The organism is Vibrio sp. 10N.286.51.E5, assembly GCF_041469125.1.
Lineage (GTDB): Bacteria > Pseudomonadota > Gammaproteobacteria > Enterobacterales > Vibrionaceae > Vibrio > Vibrio crassostreae_C.
In genome coordinates, this window is record NZ_JBFRJZ010000019.1 from 1 (window position 1) to 14,456 (window position 14,456).

A 14,456-nucleotide genomic window follows, 5' to 3' on the forward strand; every position below is an offset into this window, starting at 1 on the left:
GACATCGCCAGGCTTTAAATATCGTTACCTGTGTATACATGTAACAACATCTACAGTGTACTAATCTGTTGATGACAATTTTTTGGAGGGATGGCTGAGTGGTCGAAAGCACCGGTCTTGAAAACCGGCAACCGTTAATAGCGGTTCTAGGGTTCAAATCCCTATCCCTCCACCACCATTAGAAAGCCCGCTGAGAAATCAGCGGGCTTTTTTCTTATCTGCGATATACATAAATAAAAGGGGAAGGGCACTGACGTGCTCTTCCCTTTTTTGTATTTAAAACAATGACGACTAGTCCGCTAAATATTTCCCTTCTGCAACTTGCCAGAACGCTCGAATTAGAGGGTTATCTAGCTGTGCTCGCTTACAACATACGCCTAACTCAAATAGCTTGATAGGTTCTATCTTTAAGCGGCTAACTTTATCTCTTACTGGACTGTTGTTTATGACCACATCAGGTGCGATGCCAACTCCACATCCTAGTGCCACCATACTTACAATCGCCTCATGGCCAGAAACTTGCGCGTATATGTTGGGTTTTATCTTCATCTTTTTAAACCATGCATTGGCTCGTTCACGCGCTGTTCCTGCTTCTGGGATGATAAAGGGCACTTCATTCCAGTTTGGCTTATCGGATTGCAGTTGTTGGCTAAAGCTACTCACACCAGATGGAATGATGACTGACAGTGGAATATCGCTGATGGTTTCGAATTCTAACCTTGAAGGAAGGATGTCTGGCTTTGCTGAAATCGCGATATCCGCTTCATCGTTTAAGATCTTGTCGATGGATTGAGCTGGATCACCAGTAGAGAGCTTAAATTCAATATACGGATGAATAGCCCTAAATTCGGTTATGAGTTCAGGTAGGTGACTGTAGCTAGCCGTTACTGAACAAAATATACGGATCTCACCTTTAAGTTCTTGCTCTCCGCCCTTCAGGTGAAGGTTATATTGCTGCCACTCTCCCACGATGCTCAATGCTACAGGCAATAGGTGTTTTCCTGCTGGGGTAAGATCAACACTGCGGTTGTCTCTGATTAGCAGTTCTTGTCCTGTTTCCTCTTCAAGCTTTTGTATCTGACGGCTCAGCGCTGAAGGACTGACGTGCATAGCAGCAGCGGTTTTGCTGAAACTCTTGCTGTCGCATAAATGTATAAATAATTGTAGAGATTTTATGTTCATGTTCTGCGATCGTTTCCATGTTGCATTTATTGCAATAACTAATTGTGAATATATCACTTTCAGCAACGGAGTGTCTGTTTTAGTATGAAGTCATTCGATAGAGAGATATCGACCTTACGGACTTATTTTTAAAGGAGTGCCCTAGAATGGCTAACTATTTCAATACATTAAACCTTCGTGAACAACTAGACCAATTAGGTCGTTGCCGCTTTATGGATCGTGAAGAATTCGCGACAGAAGCTGAATACCTTGAAGGTAAGAAAATCGTAATTGTTGGTTGTGGTGCTCAAGGCCTAAACCAAGGTCTAAATATGCGTGATTCTGGTCTAGACGTATCTTACGCTCTACGCCAAGCGGCAATTGATGAAAAGCGTCAATCATTCAAAAATGCTGATGAAAACGGCTTTGTTGTGGGTAGCTACGAAACGCTAATCCCTCAAGCAGACCTAGTAATCAACCTTACTCCTGATAAGCAACACACGAACGTTGTTGAAACAGTAATGCCTCTAATGAAGCAAGGCGCTGCTCTTGGTTACTCTCACGGCTTCAACGTTGTGGAAGAAGGCATGCAATTACGTGCTGACCTTACTGTAGTAATGGTTGCACCTAAGTGTCCAGGCTCTGAAGTTCGCGAAGAGTACAAACGTGGCTTCGGTGTACCAACACTTATCGCTGTTCACCCAGAAAACGACCCTAAAGGCGAAGGTTGGGATATCGCTAAAGCTTGGGCTGCAGGTACTGGTGGTCACCGTGCAGGTTGCCTAGAGTCTTCTTTCGTAGCAGAAGTTAAATCTGACCTGATGGGTGAGCAAACTATCCTTTGTGGCATGCTACAAGCGGGTTCTATCGTATCTTACGAGAAGATGATTGCTGATGGCATCGAACCTGGCTACGCAGGCAAGCTTCTACAATACGGTTGGGAAACGATTACTGAAGCACTTAAGTTTGGTGGCGTAACTCACATGATGGATCGCCTATCTAACCCGGCTAAAGTTAAAGCGTTTGAGCTTTCTGAAGAGCTTAAAGACCTAATGCGTCCGCTTTACAACAAGCACATGGATGACATCATCTCTGGTCACTTCTCTAGCACAATGATGGCTGACTGGGCGAACGATGACGTGAACCTACTAGGCTGGCGTGAAGAGACAGGCGAAACTGCATTCGAAAACTACCCAGCTTCTGACGTAGAAATCTCAGAGCAAGAGTACTTCGACAACGGTATCCTAATGGTTGCTATGGTTCGTGCCGGTGTTGAGCTAGCATTCGAAGCTATGACGGCATCAGGTATCATTGATGAGTCTGCTTACTACGAATCTCTACATGAGCTTCCACTAATCGCAAACACAGTTGCTCGTAAGCGTCTTTACGAAATGAACGTTGTAATCTCTGATACTGCTGAGTACGGTAACTACTTATTCGCTAACGTAGCAACACCGCTACTACGTGAGAAGTTCATGCCTTCAGTAGCAACGGACGTCATCGGCCGTGGTCTAGGTGAGACATCTAACCAAGTTGATAACGCTAAGCTAATTGAAGTAAACGAAGCTATCCGTAACCACCCTGTAGAATACATTGGTGAAGAGCTACGTAGCTACATGAGCGACATGAAGCGTATCGCTGTTGGCGGTTAATCTTCCAGTTCATCACTGAATAAAAATAGCCCTGAACATTTGTTCGGGGCTTTTTTATGCTTGCAACTATTTTACCGGTGAAGGCTTGATAGATTGAGGAAAAAATAAAGGCTTACCCGAAGGTAAGCCTTTATTCGAACTTGAACTGATTGAAAAAAATGACTATTTGTCTGAAAGCTTTGCTTCTAGTTCAGCCAGTTTTTGTTCCATTTCAGTGAGCTTCTGGCGAGTGCGAAGCAGTACTTGTGTTTGAACATCAAACTCTTCACGGCTCACAACGTCTAGCTTGTTGAGTTGGCCTTGGATAACTTGGCGAACTTTTTGGTCTACGTCTGAACCAAGCTCTTTTACTGGTTGAGGCATAGAATCGTGGATCTGCTTAGCAATTTGCTCTAGTTTTTTTGGATCAAACATATCAATTAAAACTCCTGAATATTTATCACTATTCTATTTAATCACATCAAAGATGTCGCCTATGGCGTACAAAAAAAGGCCACCGAAGTAGCCTTTTTATTGTTAATACGACAGGGAAATTACTTATTGTTAGCTAATTCTCTGTGCGCCGCTTTTGCTTCATCAACACGGGCCAGCTTCTCGAGATCTTTATCTTCGAGGAAAACTGGAATTGGTTTATGTTTTTCGGCTAAGTAGCTATAAATAACCGGCAGAACAAACAGCGTAAACAGCGTACCAATCGCCAGACCAGCAACGATAACAATACCGATACTAAAGCGCTGAGCTGCACCTGCACCCGTGGCGTACATCAATGGGATCAGGCCTGCAATCATCGCCGCTGTTGTCATTAGGATTGGACGTAGACGTACCCTTGCCGCCTCCATAACCGCCTCTTTGCGTGATAATTTATTATGCAGCTGCTCTTCTTTTGCTACCTCACAGATCAAGATACCGTGCTTGGTAATCAGACCAACCAAGGTAATCAGCCCCACTTGCGAGTAGATGTTCATCGTCGCTGCGCCCCAAGCGAGCGCAATCAATGCACCACATATTGCGAGTGGCACCGACACCATGATAACCAATGGATCTTTTAACGACTCAAATTGAATCGCCAGAACCAAGAAGATGATCGCCAGTGCTAAACCGAACGTCACATACAGTGCGCTGCCTTCTGTTACAAACTGACGCGACTCACCCATGTAGTCATGGTTATAGCCTGCAGGTAATTTGGTTTGGGCAATGTTTTCAAACCAGTTTACCGCATCACCCATCGCCGCGCCCGGCATAGGAACCGCACCGACCGTCGCTGAGTTCAACTGGTTGAAGTGAGGAAGAGAGCGAGGCTCTGCCACCACATCAATTGTTACCAAGCTACCGAGAGGAACAGCATCACCATTGCTGGCTCGAACGTAGTAATGATTCATTGACTCTGGGTTTAAGCGGAACTTACGCTCAACCTGAGGGATCACTTCATAAGAACGACCGTTGAGGTCAATACGGTTAACGTAACCATCCGACATCATGGTGCTTAGGGTGACACCGATATCTTGCATCGTTACCCCATAAGCGCCCGCCATATCTTTATCAATTTGAATCTTCATCGTTGCTGAATCGTAGTTCAAATCAAGGTCAGAGTAGACAAAGAGAGGGCTATCTTTCACATCCGTTAAAATATCGGTTGCGATAGCGAATAAGCTCTCAAAGCTGCTTGGTGTGGTAATCACAAACTGGAGTGGTAGACCAGAACCGGCACCCGGCAACTCTGGCATTTGGAACGCGGTTACTGCCATGCCTGGGATATCTTGTAGCAATCCACTGATACGGTTCGTTACCTCAGATTGGCTAGCCGTGCGCTCACTCCATGGCACCATTGAGGCAATACCAAATGCTTGGTTTGAGTTTGGTACACCAGTGAAGGATTGAGCGTATTGGATTTCAGGCTGGGTCACCAAGATACCGCTCACGTCATCCATCGTGTTACTTAGGTAGTCTAGGTTAGCCGTTGATTGACCAGTACCAATCATCATCACCACCCCTTTATCTTCTGCAGGGGCAAGTTCACTTGGGATGAATTTAAACAGCATCGGCAAGCTTAAAAATACAATGACCGCAAAGCCAATGATAACCGGACGATGATCCATGATCGCATGCAGCATCTTAGAGTAACGGCCTGTCATACGATCAAGTACGCTGTGTACCTTCAGTTCAAACTTACTCGGCTGTGCATTTTCTTTTAGCAGCTTTGAACACATCATTGGAGACAGTGTTAAAGCGATGATTCCAGAAACAAATACCGCGCCAGCGAGGGTTAATGCGAACTCTTTAAACAGCGAGCCTGTGATACCACCCATCATTGCGATAGGGGCATAAACCGCGCCCAATGTCAGTGTCATTGCAATAACCGGTACTGCAATTTCACGGGTACCAATGATGGCAGCCCTGAAAGGAGATTCCCCCAATTTGACGTGTCGATCGACGTTTTCCAGTACTACGATTGCATCATCAACCACTAGACCGATTGCTAATACCATCGCCAGTAGCGTCATTAAGTTCCATGAGAAACCCATGACTTGCATCACCATCGCAACACCAACCAGCGATAAAGGGATGGTTACGATAGGAATGATAACCGCACGCAATGAGCCTAAGAATAGCGTGATAACCACTAATACAATCAGCGCGGCTTCAACAATCGTGTGTATAACCTCTTGAATGGATTCATTAATCGCAATGGTTGAGTCATACATGATATTCATGCTGATATTGCTTGGTAGGTTTCGCTCCAACTCAGGATACAGCTGCATAACATCAGCAGCAATGTTGATCGGGTTAGCACTTGGCGCTGCATTGATGGCGGTTACAACCGTTTGTTTGCCATTAGCACTTGCGCGAACCACATCGTGGCTTTTTTCTAGTGAAACCTTAGCAATATCACCTAAGCGAACAATAGAACCGCCATTTTGACTGGTTTTGACCACCAACCTTTCTAATTCATCGGTATTGGTTACTTGGGTATTGGCACTGCCGTTGTACAGCATAAACTCACCAATTGCTTGGCCAGTTGCTGATTGGTAGTTGTTTGCATTAAGCACCGTCATCACGTCAGTGGCTGTCAGGTTTAATGCTGCCATTTTGGAAGGATCAAGCCATACACGTAATGCGTATTTGATCCCGCCGTACAAGTCGACCTTTGATACGCCATTAACGGTAAACAGTTGTGGGTTAACCACTCGCTCAAGGTAGTCGGTAATTTGGCTTGCAGAGAGTTCATCACTCGTAAAACCAATGTAGAGTACCGCCGTTGTTGAACCGGTAGACATAGTTACGGTTGGATCTTCGGCTTCTTTAGGAAGCTGAGAACGTACCGAGTTAGTCTTGGCCAGTATGTCAGACAGCGCGGCATTCGGGTCGGTATTGAGCTTCATATTGACCGTAATAGTCGAGCTACCGAGTACGGACTGCGACGTCATATAATCAATATTATCGGCTTGAGCGATCGCTTGTTCTAATGGCTGAGTTATAAAGCCTTGGATCAGATCGGCACTGGCACCGTAATAGCTCGTCGTGACCGTCACGATCGTATTTGTCATGTCTGGGTATTCACGAACCTGCATTTTGAAGATTGCTTGGAAGCCAAGCAATGCGATCAAAAAGCTGATTGAAATAGCCAGAACTGGACGTTTAATAAAAACATCAGTAAAGCGCATGATTCCTCCAATTACAGCATTGGTGTTTCAGCTGGCGGCGTCGTTGCATCACTTTCTACAACTCGAACTTTAGCATTGTTACTTAAACGAACTTGACCCGTTGTCACGACAACATCGCCAGGCTCTACGCCTTCCAGTATGTGAGCAATACTTTCTGTACGTTCACCTACTTTCACCACTTGTTGTTTCACACGCTGCACACCATCTTCTTCACGTAAAATATAAACATTGTCACCGTAAAGTGTGAAAGTGATGGCCGTCTGAGGCAGTGTCACTTGGTTTGCTAGTTTAGGTAGAATGATGTTAGCGCGCGCAAACATACCGCTACGTAACTTACCATCGTTGTTTGGGATATCGGCTTGTACTTGGATAAGACCACTTTGGATGCTAACCGCAGGCTCAATGGCACTAATAGAACCTTTAAACGGTTTTTCTGGGTATGCATCAACGAAGATGTCGATCGCCTGACCAACCTCAATACGAGAGATGTCATTTTGAGAAATAGTGAAGCGTAGGCGCATAACACTGGTGTCTTCTAGGCGAACGATGTCAGTGCCAGATTGTAGGTATTGGCCTAGATACACATTACGAATACCGACAGTGCCGTCAAACGGAGCGCGGATCTCGCGACGGGCAATCGATGCTTTAAGGCTTTCAATATCAGCCGCTAACGATAAGAAATTAGCTTCTGCTTCATCGAAGGCTTCCTTAGAGATAGAGCCTTTCTTGAATAGCCCTTGGTAGCGCTTGTATTTAGCTTCAGCAGCCGGTAAGCGTGCCTCAGAGCTTTTTAGATTGGCTTTCTCTACATCAGAATCAAGGCGGATCAGTTGTTGGTCATTTTTAACCTCAGTACCTGATTCGAAAGAAATTTGATCGATAACACCGCTGGTTTCGTTCGCTAGTGTCACACCTTGGTTAGGTTCGATGAAGCCGATAGCTTCAATCACTGGCACCCAGTCGATCGGCTGAACTTCAGTTACCGTTACTGGAAACTCTGGTTCAGGGCGGTTGGCCATATACTCAGCAATTTTTTGTTGTTTGAACATGTTAAACCCAATAACGCTGCCGAAAAGTAGTACAGCGATGAGTAACATGAAGAAAGTCCACTTTTTCATTATGGTCAAAACTCCGATCTAGTGTTTAATTATTGCGTCCCAACTGGCTTCGATTGCAGATTCTAGTTCTGCCTCATCAAGTTGGTAAAATCCTAAAGAATGCTTGCGTGCTAGAGAAACACTAGCCGCCAAGCTCAATCCACCTAATACTTCATTGTTAAGTGGTTTAAACAATCCTTGTTCTTTCCCCTCATTAAATAGCAGCTCAACTTGGGCAAACATTTTACGTTCTAGTTCCCTGAAGTTTAGGCTATTTGTGATGGGTAGAGAGTCATACTGAACCCGATTTTTTATTGCGGCTAAATTCGTTCCTGCTAAGTTCCATATGTTCAACCACATAGTACGGTAGCGTTGTTTAATTGGATCCGAATCATTAACCCCTTGTTGAACAGCATCAGCTACTCTTTGAGTCACGAGCATTCGAACATCTTCTATCAAATGCTCTTTATCATCGAAGTAGCGATAGATAGTGCCTGCAGCCACTCCCGCTTCTTTGGCTAATTTTTGCATTGAAAGGCCTTGGAAACCGACCTCTGCAATTAGCTTTTCAGCTGCAGAAAGTATTTGCTGGCGTTTATCCCGAGGTGCATGAGTTGTCATATTTCAACCACCAATGAATGAACGTTCATTCATTATAGCCTAATAACCACACACATGTGCAACAAAGTTTTACATAATCAGCGTAAAAATCTTGTATAAGAGAACGTAGCATTCGTGCTGTTGCAGCATTATTATAGGCGCGCAATTGAATTCGCCCCTCTAGACCAAACTGAGAATCAAATGAAACTGAACCCAAGACAAGATGAAGCCGTGAAATATGTTTCGGGCCCCTGCTTAGTATTAGCGGGCGCTGGATCCGGTAAAACACGTGTTATCACCAATAAAATTGCTTATCTGGTTCAGGAATGTGGCTATAAGGCGCGTAATATTGCGGCGGTGACCTTTACTAATAAAGCGGCACGCGAGATGAAAGAGCGTGTTGGGCAAACTCTAGGTAAGGGCGAATCGAAAGGGCTGATTGTTTCGACTTTTCATACCATGGGCTTAACCATCATTCGCCGTGAATACAAAGCGCTGGGTTTGAAAGCGGGTTTCTCTCTGTTTGATGACCAAGACCAGTTAGCTTTGTTAAAAGAGTTAACAGAGAGACAGATCGATGGTGATAAGGATTTGCTACGCGCTTTAATGAGCACCATTTCGAATTGGAAAAATGACATGCTGACGCCAGATCAGGCGAAAGCACGTGCTCAAGGCGAACAAGAGCAGTTGTTTGCATTCTGTTTTGAGATGTACCAGAAACAGATGAAGGCATACAACGCACTCGATTTTGATGATCTGATCGCGATGCCTGTATTACTACTGAAAACCAATCAAGAGGTGCGTGAGCGCTGGCAGTCGCGTATCCGCTATTTACTGGTCGATGAATACCAAGATACCAACACCAGCCAATATGAGTTGGTTCGTTTACTGGTGGGAGAGCGTGGTCGCTTGACAGTAGTAGGTGACGATGACCAATCTATCTATTCATGGCGTGGTGCAAAACCGCAAAACTTGGTGTTGCTGGGTGAGGACTATCCGAATCTTCGTTTGATCAAACTCGAGCAAAACTATCGTTCAACCAGTCGAATCTTACGTGCGGCGAACATCTTGATCGCCAACAACCCACACGTTTATGAAAAGTCACTGTTCTCAGAGATCCCAGACGGTGAAAAGCTCAAGGTACTGAATGCTAAGAATGAAGAGCATGAAGCAGAGCGTATTACCGGCGAGATCATCGCCCACAAGTTTTTGAACCGTACTGAGTACAAAGATTACGCGGTGCTTTACCGTGGTAACCACCAATCGCGCTTAATTGAAAAAGCGCTGATGCAGAACCGCGTGCCCTACAAGATCTCTGGCGGAACCTCTTTCTTCGCGAGAGCCGAAATTAAAGACATCATGGCTTACCTGCGTGTGTTGGTGAACCCTGATGATGACAACGCCTTCCTACGTATTGTAAACACACCGCGCCGAGAGATTGGTCCGGTGACGCTTGAGAAGTTAGGCAGCTACGCCAATATGCGTGGCAAGAGCTTGTTTGAAGCCAGCTTTGAGATGGGCTTAGAGCAGACACTGACGGGGCGTGGTTTAGAAAATTTGCGCCGCTTCGGTGACTGGATTGTTCGTATCTCAGACAATGCCGAGCGTGGTAATACGGTTGAAGCCGTTCGTTCTTTGGTTCGTGACATCAACTACGAAGATTGGTTGTACGAAACCTCAGCGAGCCCGAAAGCCGCTGAAATGCGAATGAAGAACGTCTCTGATCTGTATAGCTGGATTGTGGCCGATCTTGAGGGTGACAACTACGATAAAGAAGAGAAAACCCTGCGCGAGGTGGTTCAACGTTTAACGCTGCGCGATATGATGGAGCGTGGTGAGGATGATGACGATGCAGATCAAGTCCAATTAATGACATTGCATGCATCGAAAGGTCTAGAGTTCCCATATGTATTCCTGATGGGTGCAGAAGAGGGCATCTTGCCGCACCAAACCAGTGTCGATGAAGGCAACGTAGAAGAAGAACGTCGTCTTATGTATGTGGGGATTACTCGAGCACAGAAAGAGCTGACTTTTACTAAGTGTCGTGAACGTCGTCAATATGGTGAATTAATAAAGCCAACACAAAGCCGCTTCCTCGATGAGCTGCCGCACGATGATGTGGAGTGGGAAAGCGTTAAGAAGCCTCAATCCGCTGAAGAAAGAATGGAAAAAGGGCAGGCGCACATTGCGAATATTCGAGCGATGTTCAACAAGAAGTAATGCCCTACTTTAATCGCACTATATAGAAGCCAATAAAAAAGGTGACCATGAGGTCACCTTTTTTGAATCTGGCATTTTTAATTACAGAACGGTAAATTACAGACCAGCAATCATGTGCTCGATAGCATCTTTGATTTCGTCGTCTGAACAATCCATACATGAACCTTTCGCTGGCATCGCATTGAAGCCGTTGATTGCGTGGTCAGCTAGAATGTCGCGACCTTGAGCAATGCGAGGACCCCAGTCACCAGCATCACCTGTTTTAGGTGCGCCACTTACGCCAGATGCGTGACAAGCGATACAAAAGGTACCGTAAACTGCTGCGCCATCACGAGGGCCTGTTGGTTCTGCGGCTACTGGCTCGCTGCCGACTAGGTAAACTTGGCCAACTGGTTTGATGCGTTCAGCAATTGCATCGTGCTCCGCTTCGCTTAGGCCTGCAGCCATTGCGCCAGTTGAAAAGGTTAAAACTGCGATGACAACGCTTAAAATTCGACGAGACATATCCATTAAACTCACTTTACATTCCCAAGGTAAGTACATGCTTACCAATTTATAGTGTTGGAAGGGTGTTTTGGCTTTAACCAGCAAAGAGCAACTGTTAAACCAATGTAAATAATGGGTGATTATATCCCGATAAGTTGTTGCAATAAACAACAACTTATAAGCTGTGGCGGGTTGTAGTACTCAAATAAGGGGTTTATCACATATTAACTGTCGAAAAAGAGACCAAACAGAAAAAAAAGTTAAAAAAGTACTAGACGGCATTGGGTGATATACGTATTATTCCACTCCGCCGACAGGGCATGCGCCTGTAGCTCAGCTGGATAGAGCGTTGGCCTCCGGAGCCAAAGGCCGAAGGTTCGAATCCTTTCAGGCGCGCCATCCGGTCTCTTACTTCGGTAAGTGAGAAATTGGCAAAAAGAAATAATGGTGGCTATAGCTCAGTTGGTAGAGCCCTGGATTGTGATTCCGGTGGTCGCGAGTTCGAATCTCGTTAGCCACCCCATTCTTTCTTTACAAAATATCGGTAGCTTCGGCTTCCAGTGTTGATTCATTATTCCCAAGAGTCGATACAAAACTAGTCGGTGAATAGCGCAGCTTGGTAGCGCATCTGGTTTGGGACCAGAGGGTCGGGGGTTCGAATCCCTCTTCACCGACCACTATTTCAATAATCGCTTTTAAGCGGTTATATAAAAAATTAGTGGTGGCTATAGCTCAGTTGGTAGAGCCCTGGATTGTGATTCCGGTGGTCGCGAGTTCGAATCTCGTTAGCCACCCCATTAATTTTGGTAGCTTCTTTGAGGTTCCCAGTTTGAGAAATCAAACGAAACGTCTCGGTGAATAGCGCAGCTTGGTAGCGCATCTGGTTTGGGACCAGAGGGTCGGGGGTTCGAATCCCTCTTCACCGACCACCTTAAGAAGCCCTAGTCGAAAGACTAGGGCTTTTTTACATCTGAAACTTAGATAACTTGAACAGAGTGGGGGTTCACCTGATGTTCAAAGAATGTCTCTTCACTGATCACTTAAGAAGCCTCAACTAGCCGTCCGCGTCAGAAATGACGGGGCTTCTTACATCTATCTCCCCTTCTTATATAAGACAGATTCCTAACGATCTGCTTGATAATGGTGCTGCTACAGAGTTGCTTTCTTTATCAAATGTACAGTTCTATATCTAATTTTATATAAATGGAGCGCTCAATAATTCGACATATTAATGGGTTTGGTCTAAAGACTTTTATGAAAAGTGAAACCTGACCCTAAATTTGCTCACTAAGGCCTGAATTTGACAGCTTTGTACGCATTTGGTCGTTCAAAAACTCCTCTGATTTATTAGGCCTTTCGTTTGTCTGTTTTGTATTTACCAAAATAATACAGATGGTTAAATGTATGGCTAATTAACGTTTATCTGGTTGTTTTATTTGTTAAAATTAACAAAATTAGCGTTTGTTTCTATAGTGTTAATTGTTTTTTGGAATAATTATTTGTTTTTAGTGACTGGTAGTGAGATCTGCTTTGAAGCACGGCTTTAACTCTACAAGTAAGTAGTGGTAAGGAGTTTGTGAGTATTTCTTGCCGATAATATAATGTTGATTTTTCTTACTATATGCTCTTCTGGTGAATAGTTATGTGGCACTTTTGCTTGCTAAGCGTTTAATGTCGACTTTTTATCCTATTTTTGTTGCTTTTCTGTGAATTATTTGCCAAATTGTCAACCGTATAAAATATCAGAACAATATTCTGGTAAGAATGGATTCAATTTTGCAGACAGGGCAGAAAGCTGCCAAAGCAGTAGAGGTCTGGTAATGTCACTTTTAGAAGTAAAAAATCTTCGTATCGAATACCCATCTCGTCATGGAGTTCACGCCGCAGTTAAATCACTTTCGTTCAACATTGAACGTGGTGAGATTGTTGGTGTTGTAGGCGAGTCTGGTGCAGGTAAATCAACAGTAGGTAATGCTGTGATCGATTTGCTGAGCCCTCCTGGCCGCATTGCTAGCGGCGAGGTATTTCTGGATGGCGAAAAAGTCTCTGGTTTATCTCCTGAACAGATGCGTTCTGTTCGCGGCTCAAAGATTGGTTTTATCTTCCAAGACCCAATGACTTCTCTTAACCCTCTATTCACAGTAGAACAGCAGTTAAAAGAGACGATTCATGCCAACATGAAGGTTTCGGATCAAGAAGCCTACCAGCGCTCATTAGACTTGATGAACCAAGTGGGTATCCCACAACCAGAAAACCGTTTAAAGCAGTACCCTCACCAATTCTCTGGCGGTATGCGTCAGCGTGTGGTTATCGCGATCGCATTGGCAGGTGAACCTGACCTAATCATCGCAGATGAACCAACAACAGCACTGGATGTTTCTATCCAAGACCAGATCTTGGGTTTGATTCGCGACCTATGTATTAAGAAGAACGTAGGTTGCATGTTGGTCACGCACGACATGGGCGTGGTATCTAACGTTACCGACCGCGTAGCCGTTATGTATCGTGGTGACTTAGTTGAGTTTGGCCCAACAGCGAAAGTTCTGGGTACTCCTGAGCACCCATATACACACAGTCTTATCTCTGCGGTTCCTCGTTCGGATCGCAAACTCGATCGTTTCCCTCTTGTTAGCTACATCGAAGAAGCACAAGAGATGGAACCATTGGATGTGAAGAACCACTGGTTAGGTCAAAGCCAAGATCACCGTGATTACACTGGCCCTCTGTTGAACGTTGAGAACGTAAACTTACGCTTTACTACCAAAGATTCTTTCTTTGAGAGCCGTCGTGAGTACGTTCAAGCATCAAACAACGTGAGCTTTGAAGTGCATGAAGGTGAGACGTTTGGTTTAGTAGGTGAATCAGGTTCAGGTAAATCAACGATTGCTCGTGTGATTGCTGGCTTGTACGCACCAAACTCAGGCAAGGTAACGTTTGAAGGCGTTGATCTTACTGGTCTGAAATCTGAAAAAGAACGTCGCCCTATGCGTCGTCAAATGCAGATGGTTTTCCAAAACCCTTACACATCAATGAACCCTCGAATGAAGATATTCGACATCATTGCTGAACCTATCCGATTCCATAAGCTTACTCGCAACGAAAATGAAACTCGTCAGATCGTGAACGACCTGCTAGAGCACGTGGGTTTAGGCAAAATGGCTGGGGTGAAGTACCCACACGAATTCTCAGGTGGTCAACGTCAGCGTATTTCTATCGCTCGCGCTTTGGCGACTCGCCCACGTCTTTTGATTTGTGATGAACCAACATCGGCACTGGACGTGTCGGTACAGGCTCAGATTCTTAACCTACTAAAAGACTTACAAGACGAGCTAAACCTAACCATGCTGTTCATCAGTCACGATCTACCGGTTATTCGCCAAATGTGTGACCGTGTTGGTGTGATGCAGATGGGGACATTATTGGAGGTTGCGCCAACGGAGCAGCTGTTCCAATCACCTCAGCATGAATACAGCAAACAACTGATTTCTTTAATGCCTGAATTTACAGGCTTAAGAGAAGAAAAAGCAGTGGCACAAGCCGCGGTATAAAAATCAGCAGGCTGGAGTTTAGCTTGCTAA

9 protein-coding genes and 6 tRNA genes are annotated in these 14,456 nt (G+C 44.9%); 9 read left to right on the forward strand and 6 right to left on the reverse strand.

Annotation, left to right across the window (positions count from 1 at the left end; translation table 11 throughout):
- The first annotated feature begins 84 nt into the window (after positions 1-84).
- Positions 85-175: transfer RNA gene (locus AB4161_RS06260), tRNA-Ser, on the forward strand.
- Between the two features lie 116 nt (positions 176-291).
- On the opposite strand, the gene ilvY is transcribed toward AB4161_RS06260, so the two are convergent.
- Positions 292-1,182 (reverse strand): HTH-type transcriptional activator IlvY, encoded by an 891-nt coding sequence (gene ilvY / locus AB4161_RS06265; RefSeq protein WP_017071469.1) that lies wholly within the window; start codon positions 1,180-1,182, stop codon positions 292-294.
- A 146-nt stretch (positions 1,183-1,328) separates the two neighbouring features.
- Here ilvY and ilvC point away from each other — a divergent pair, with 146 nt between their 5' ends.
- Positions 1,329-2,813 (forward strand): ketol-acid reductoisomerase, encoded by a 1,485-nt coding sequence (gene ilvC, locus AB4161_RS06270; RefSeq protein WP_017061965.1) that lies wholly within the window; start codon positions 1,329-1,331, stop codon positions 2,811-2,813.
- Positions 2,814-2,975: 162 nt separating this feature from the next.
- Here ilvC and ubiK read toward each other — a convergent pair whose 3' ends face one another.
- The 4 genes from ubiK to AB4161_RS06290 form a co-directional block, all read right to left on the reverse strand.
- Positions 2,976-3,227, reverse strand: a complete 252-nt coding sequence (ubiK, locus tag AB4161_RS06275) for a ubiquinone biosynthesis accessory factor UbiK (protein WP_017061964.1) — start codon at positions 3,225-3,227, stop codon at positions 2,976-2,978.
- Positions 3,228-3,346: 119 nt separating this feature from the next.
- Complete coding sequence (locus AB4161_RS06280; protein WP_017061963.1) at positions 3,347-6,475, reverse strand: multidrug efflux RND transporter permease subunit; 3,129 nt, start codon at positions 6,473-6,475, stop codon at positions 3,347-3,349.
- Between the two features lie 11 nt (positions 6,476-6,486).
- Positions 6,487-7,593: an efflux RND transporter periplasmic adaptor subunit gene (locus AB4161_RS06285; RefSeq protein ID WP_017069625.1), complete on the reverse strand. Its 1,107-nt coding sequence runs from the start codon at positions 7,591-7,593 to the stop codon at positions 6,487-6,489.
- Positions 7,594-7,611: 18 nt separating this feature from the next.
- On the reverse strand, positions 7,612-8,193 hold the full coding sequence (locus AB4161_RS06290; RefSeq protein WP_017061961.1) for a TetR/AcrR family transcriptional regulator: 582 nt from the start codon (positions 8,191-8,193) through the stop codon (positions 7,612-7,614).
- Between the two features lie 180 nt (positions 8,194-8,373).
- Between AB4161_RS06290 and rep the strand changes: the two genes are divergently transcribed.
- The gene (rep, locus tag AB4161_RS06295) at positions 8,374-10,392 is read left to right on the forward strand and encodes a DNA helicase Rep (protein WP_017061960.1); all 2,019 of its coding nucleotides are present in this window, start codon (positions 8,374-8,376) and stop codon (positions 10,390-10,392) included.
- Between the two features lie 96 nt (positions 10,393-10,488).
- Here rep and AB4161_RS06300 read toward each other — a convergent pair whose 3' ends face one another.
- Positions 10,489-10,902 (reverse strand): cytochrome c5 family protein, encoded by a 414-nt coding sequence (locus tag AB4161_RS06300; protein WP_017063036.1) that lies wholly within the window; start codon positions 10,900-10,902, stop codon positions 10,489-10,491.
- 298 nt (positions 10,903-11,200) lie between these two features.
- Here AB4161_RS06300 and AB4161_RS06305 point away from each other — a divergent pair.
- The 6 genes from AB4161_RS06305 (at position 11,201) to AB4161_RS06330 (ending at position 14,426) form a co-directional block, all read left to right on the forward strand.
- Positions 11,201-11,277: transfer RNA gene (locus AB4161_RS06305), tRNA-Arg, on the forward strand.
- A gap of 48 nt (positions 11,278-11,325) precedes the next feature.
- Positions 11,326-11,401, forward strand: a tRNA-His gene (locus tag AB4161_RS06310).
- Between the two features lie 77 nt (positions 11,402-11,478).
- Positions 11,479-11,555, forward strand: a tRNA-Pro gene (locus AB4161_RS06315).
- Between the two features lie 44 nt (positions 11,556-11,599).
- Positions 11,600-11,675, forward strand: a tRNA-His gene (locus AB4161_RS06320).
- Positions 11,676-11,730: 55 nt separating this feature from the next.
- Positions 11,731-11,807, forward strand: a tRNA-Pro gene (locus AB4161_RS06325).
- 891 nt (positions 11,808-12,698) lie between these two features.
- Positions 12,699-14,426: an ABC transporter ATP-binding protein gene (locus tag AB4161_RS06330; protein ID WP_017060132.1), complete on the forward strand. Its 1,728-nt coding sequence runs from the start codon at positions 12,699-12,701 to the stop codon at positions 14,424-14,426.
- Positions 14,427-14,456: the final 30 nt, after the last annotated feature.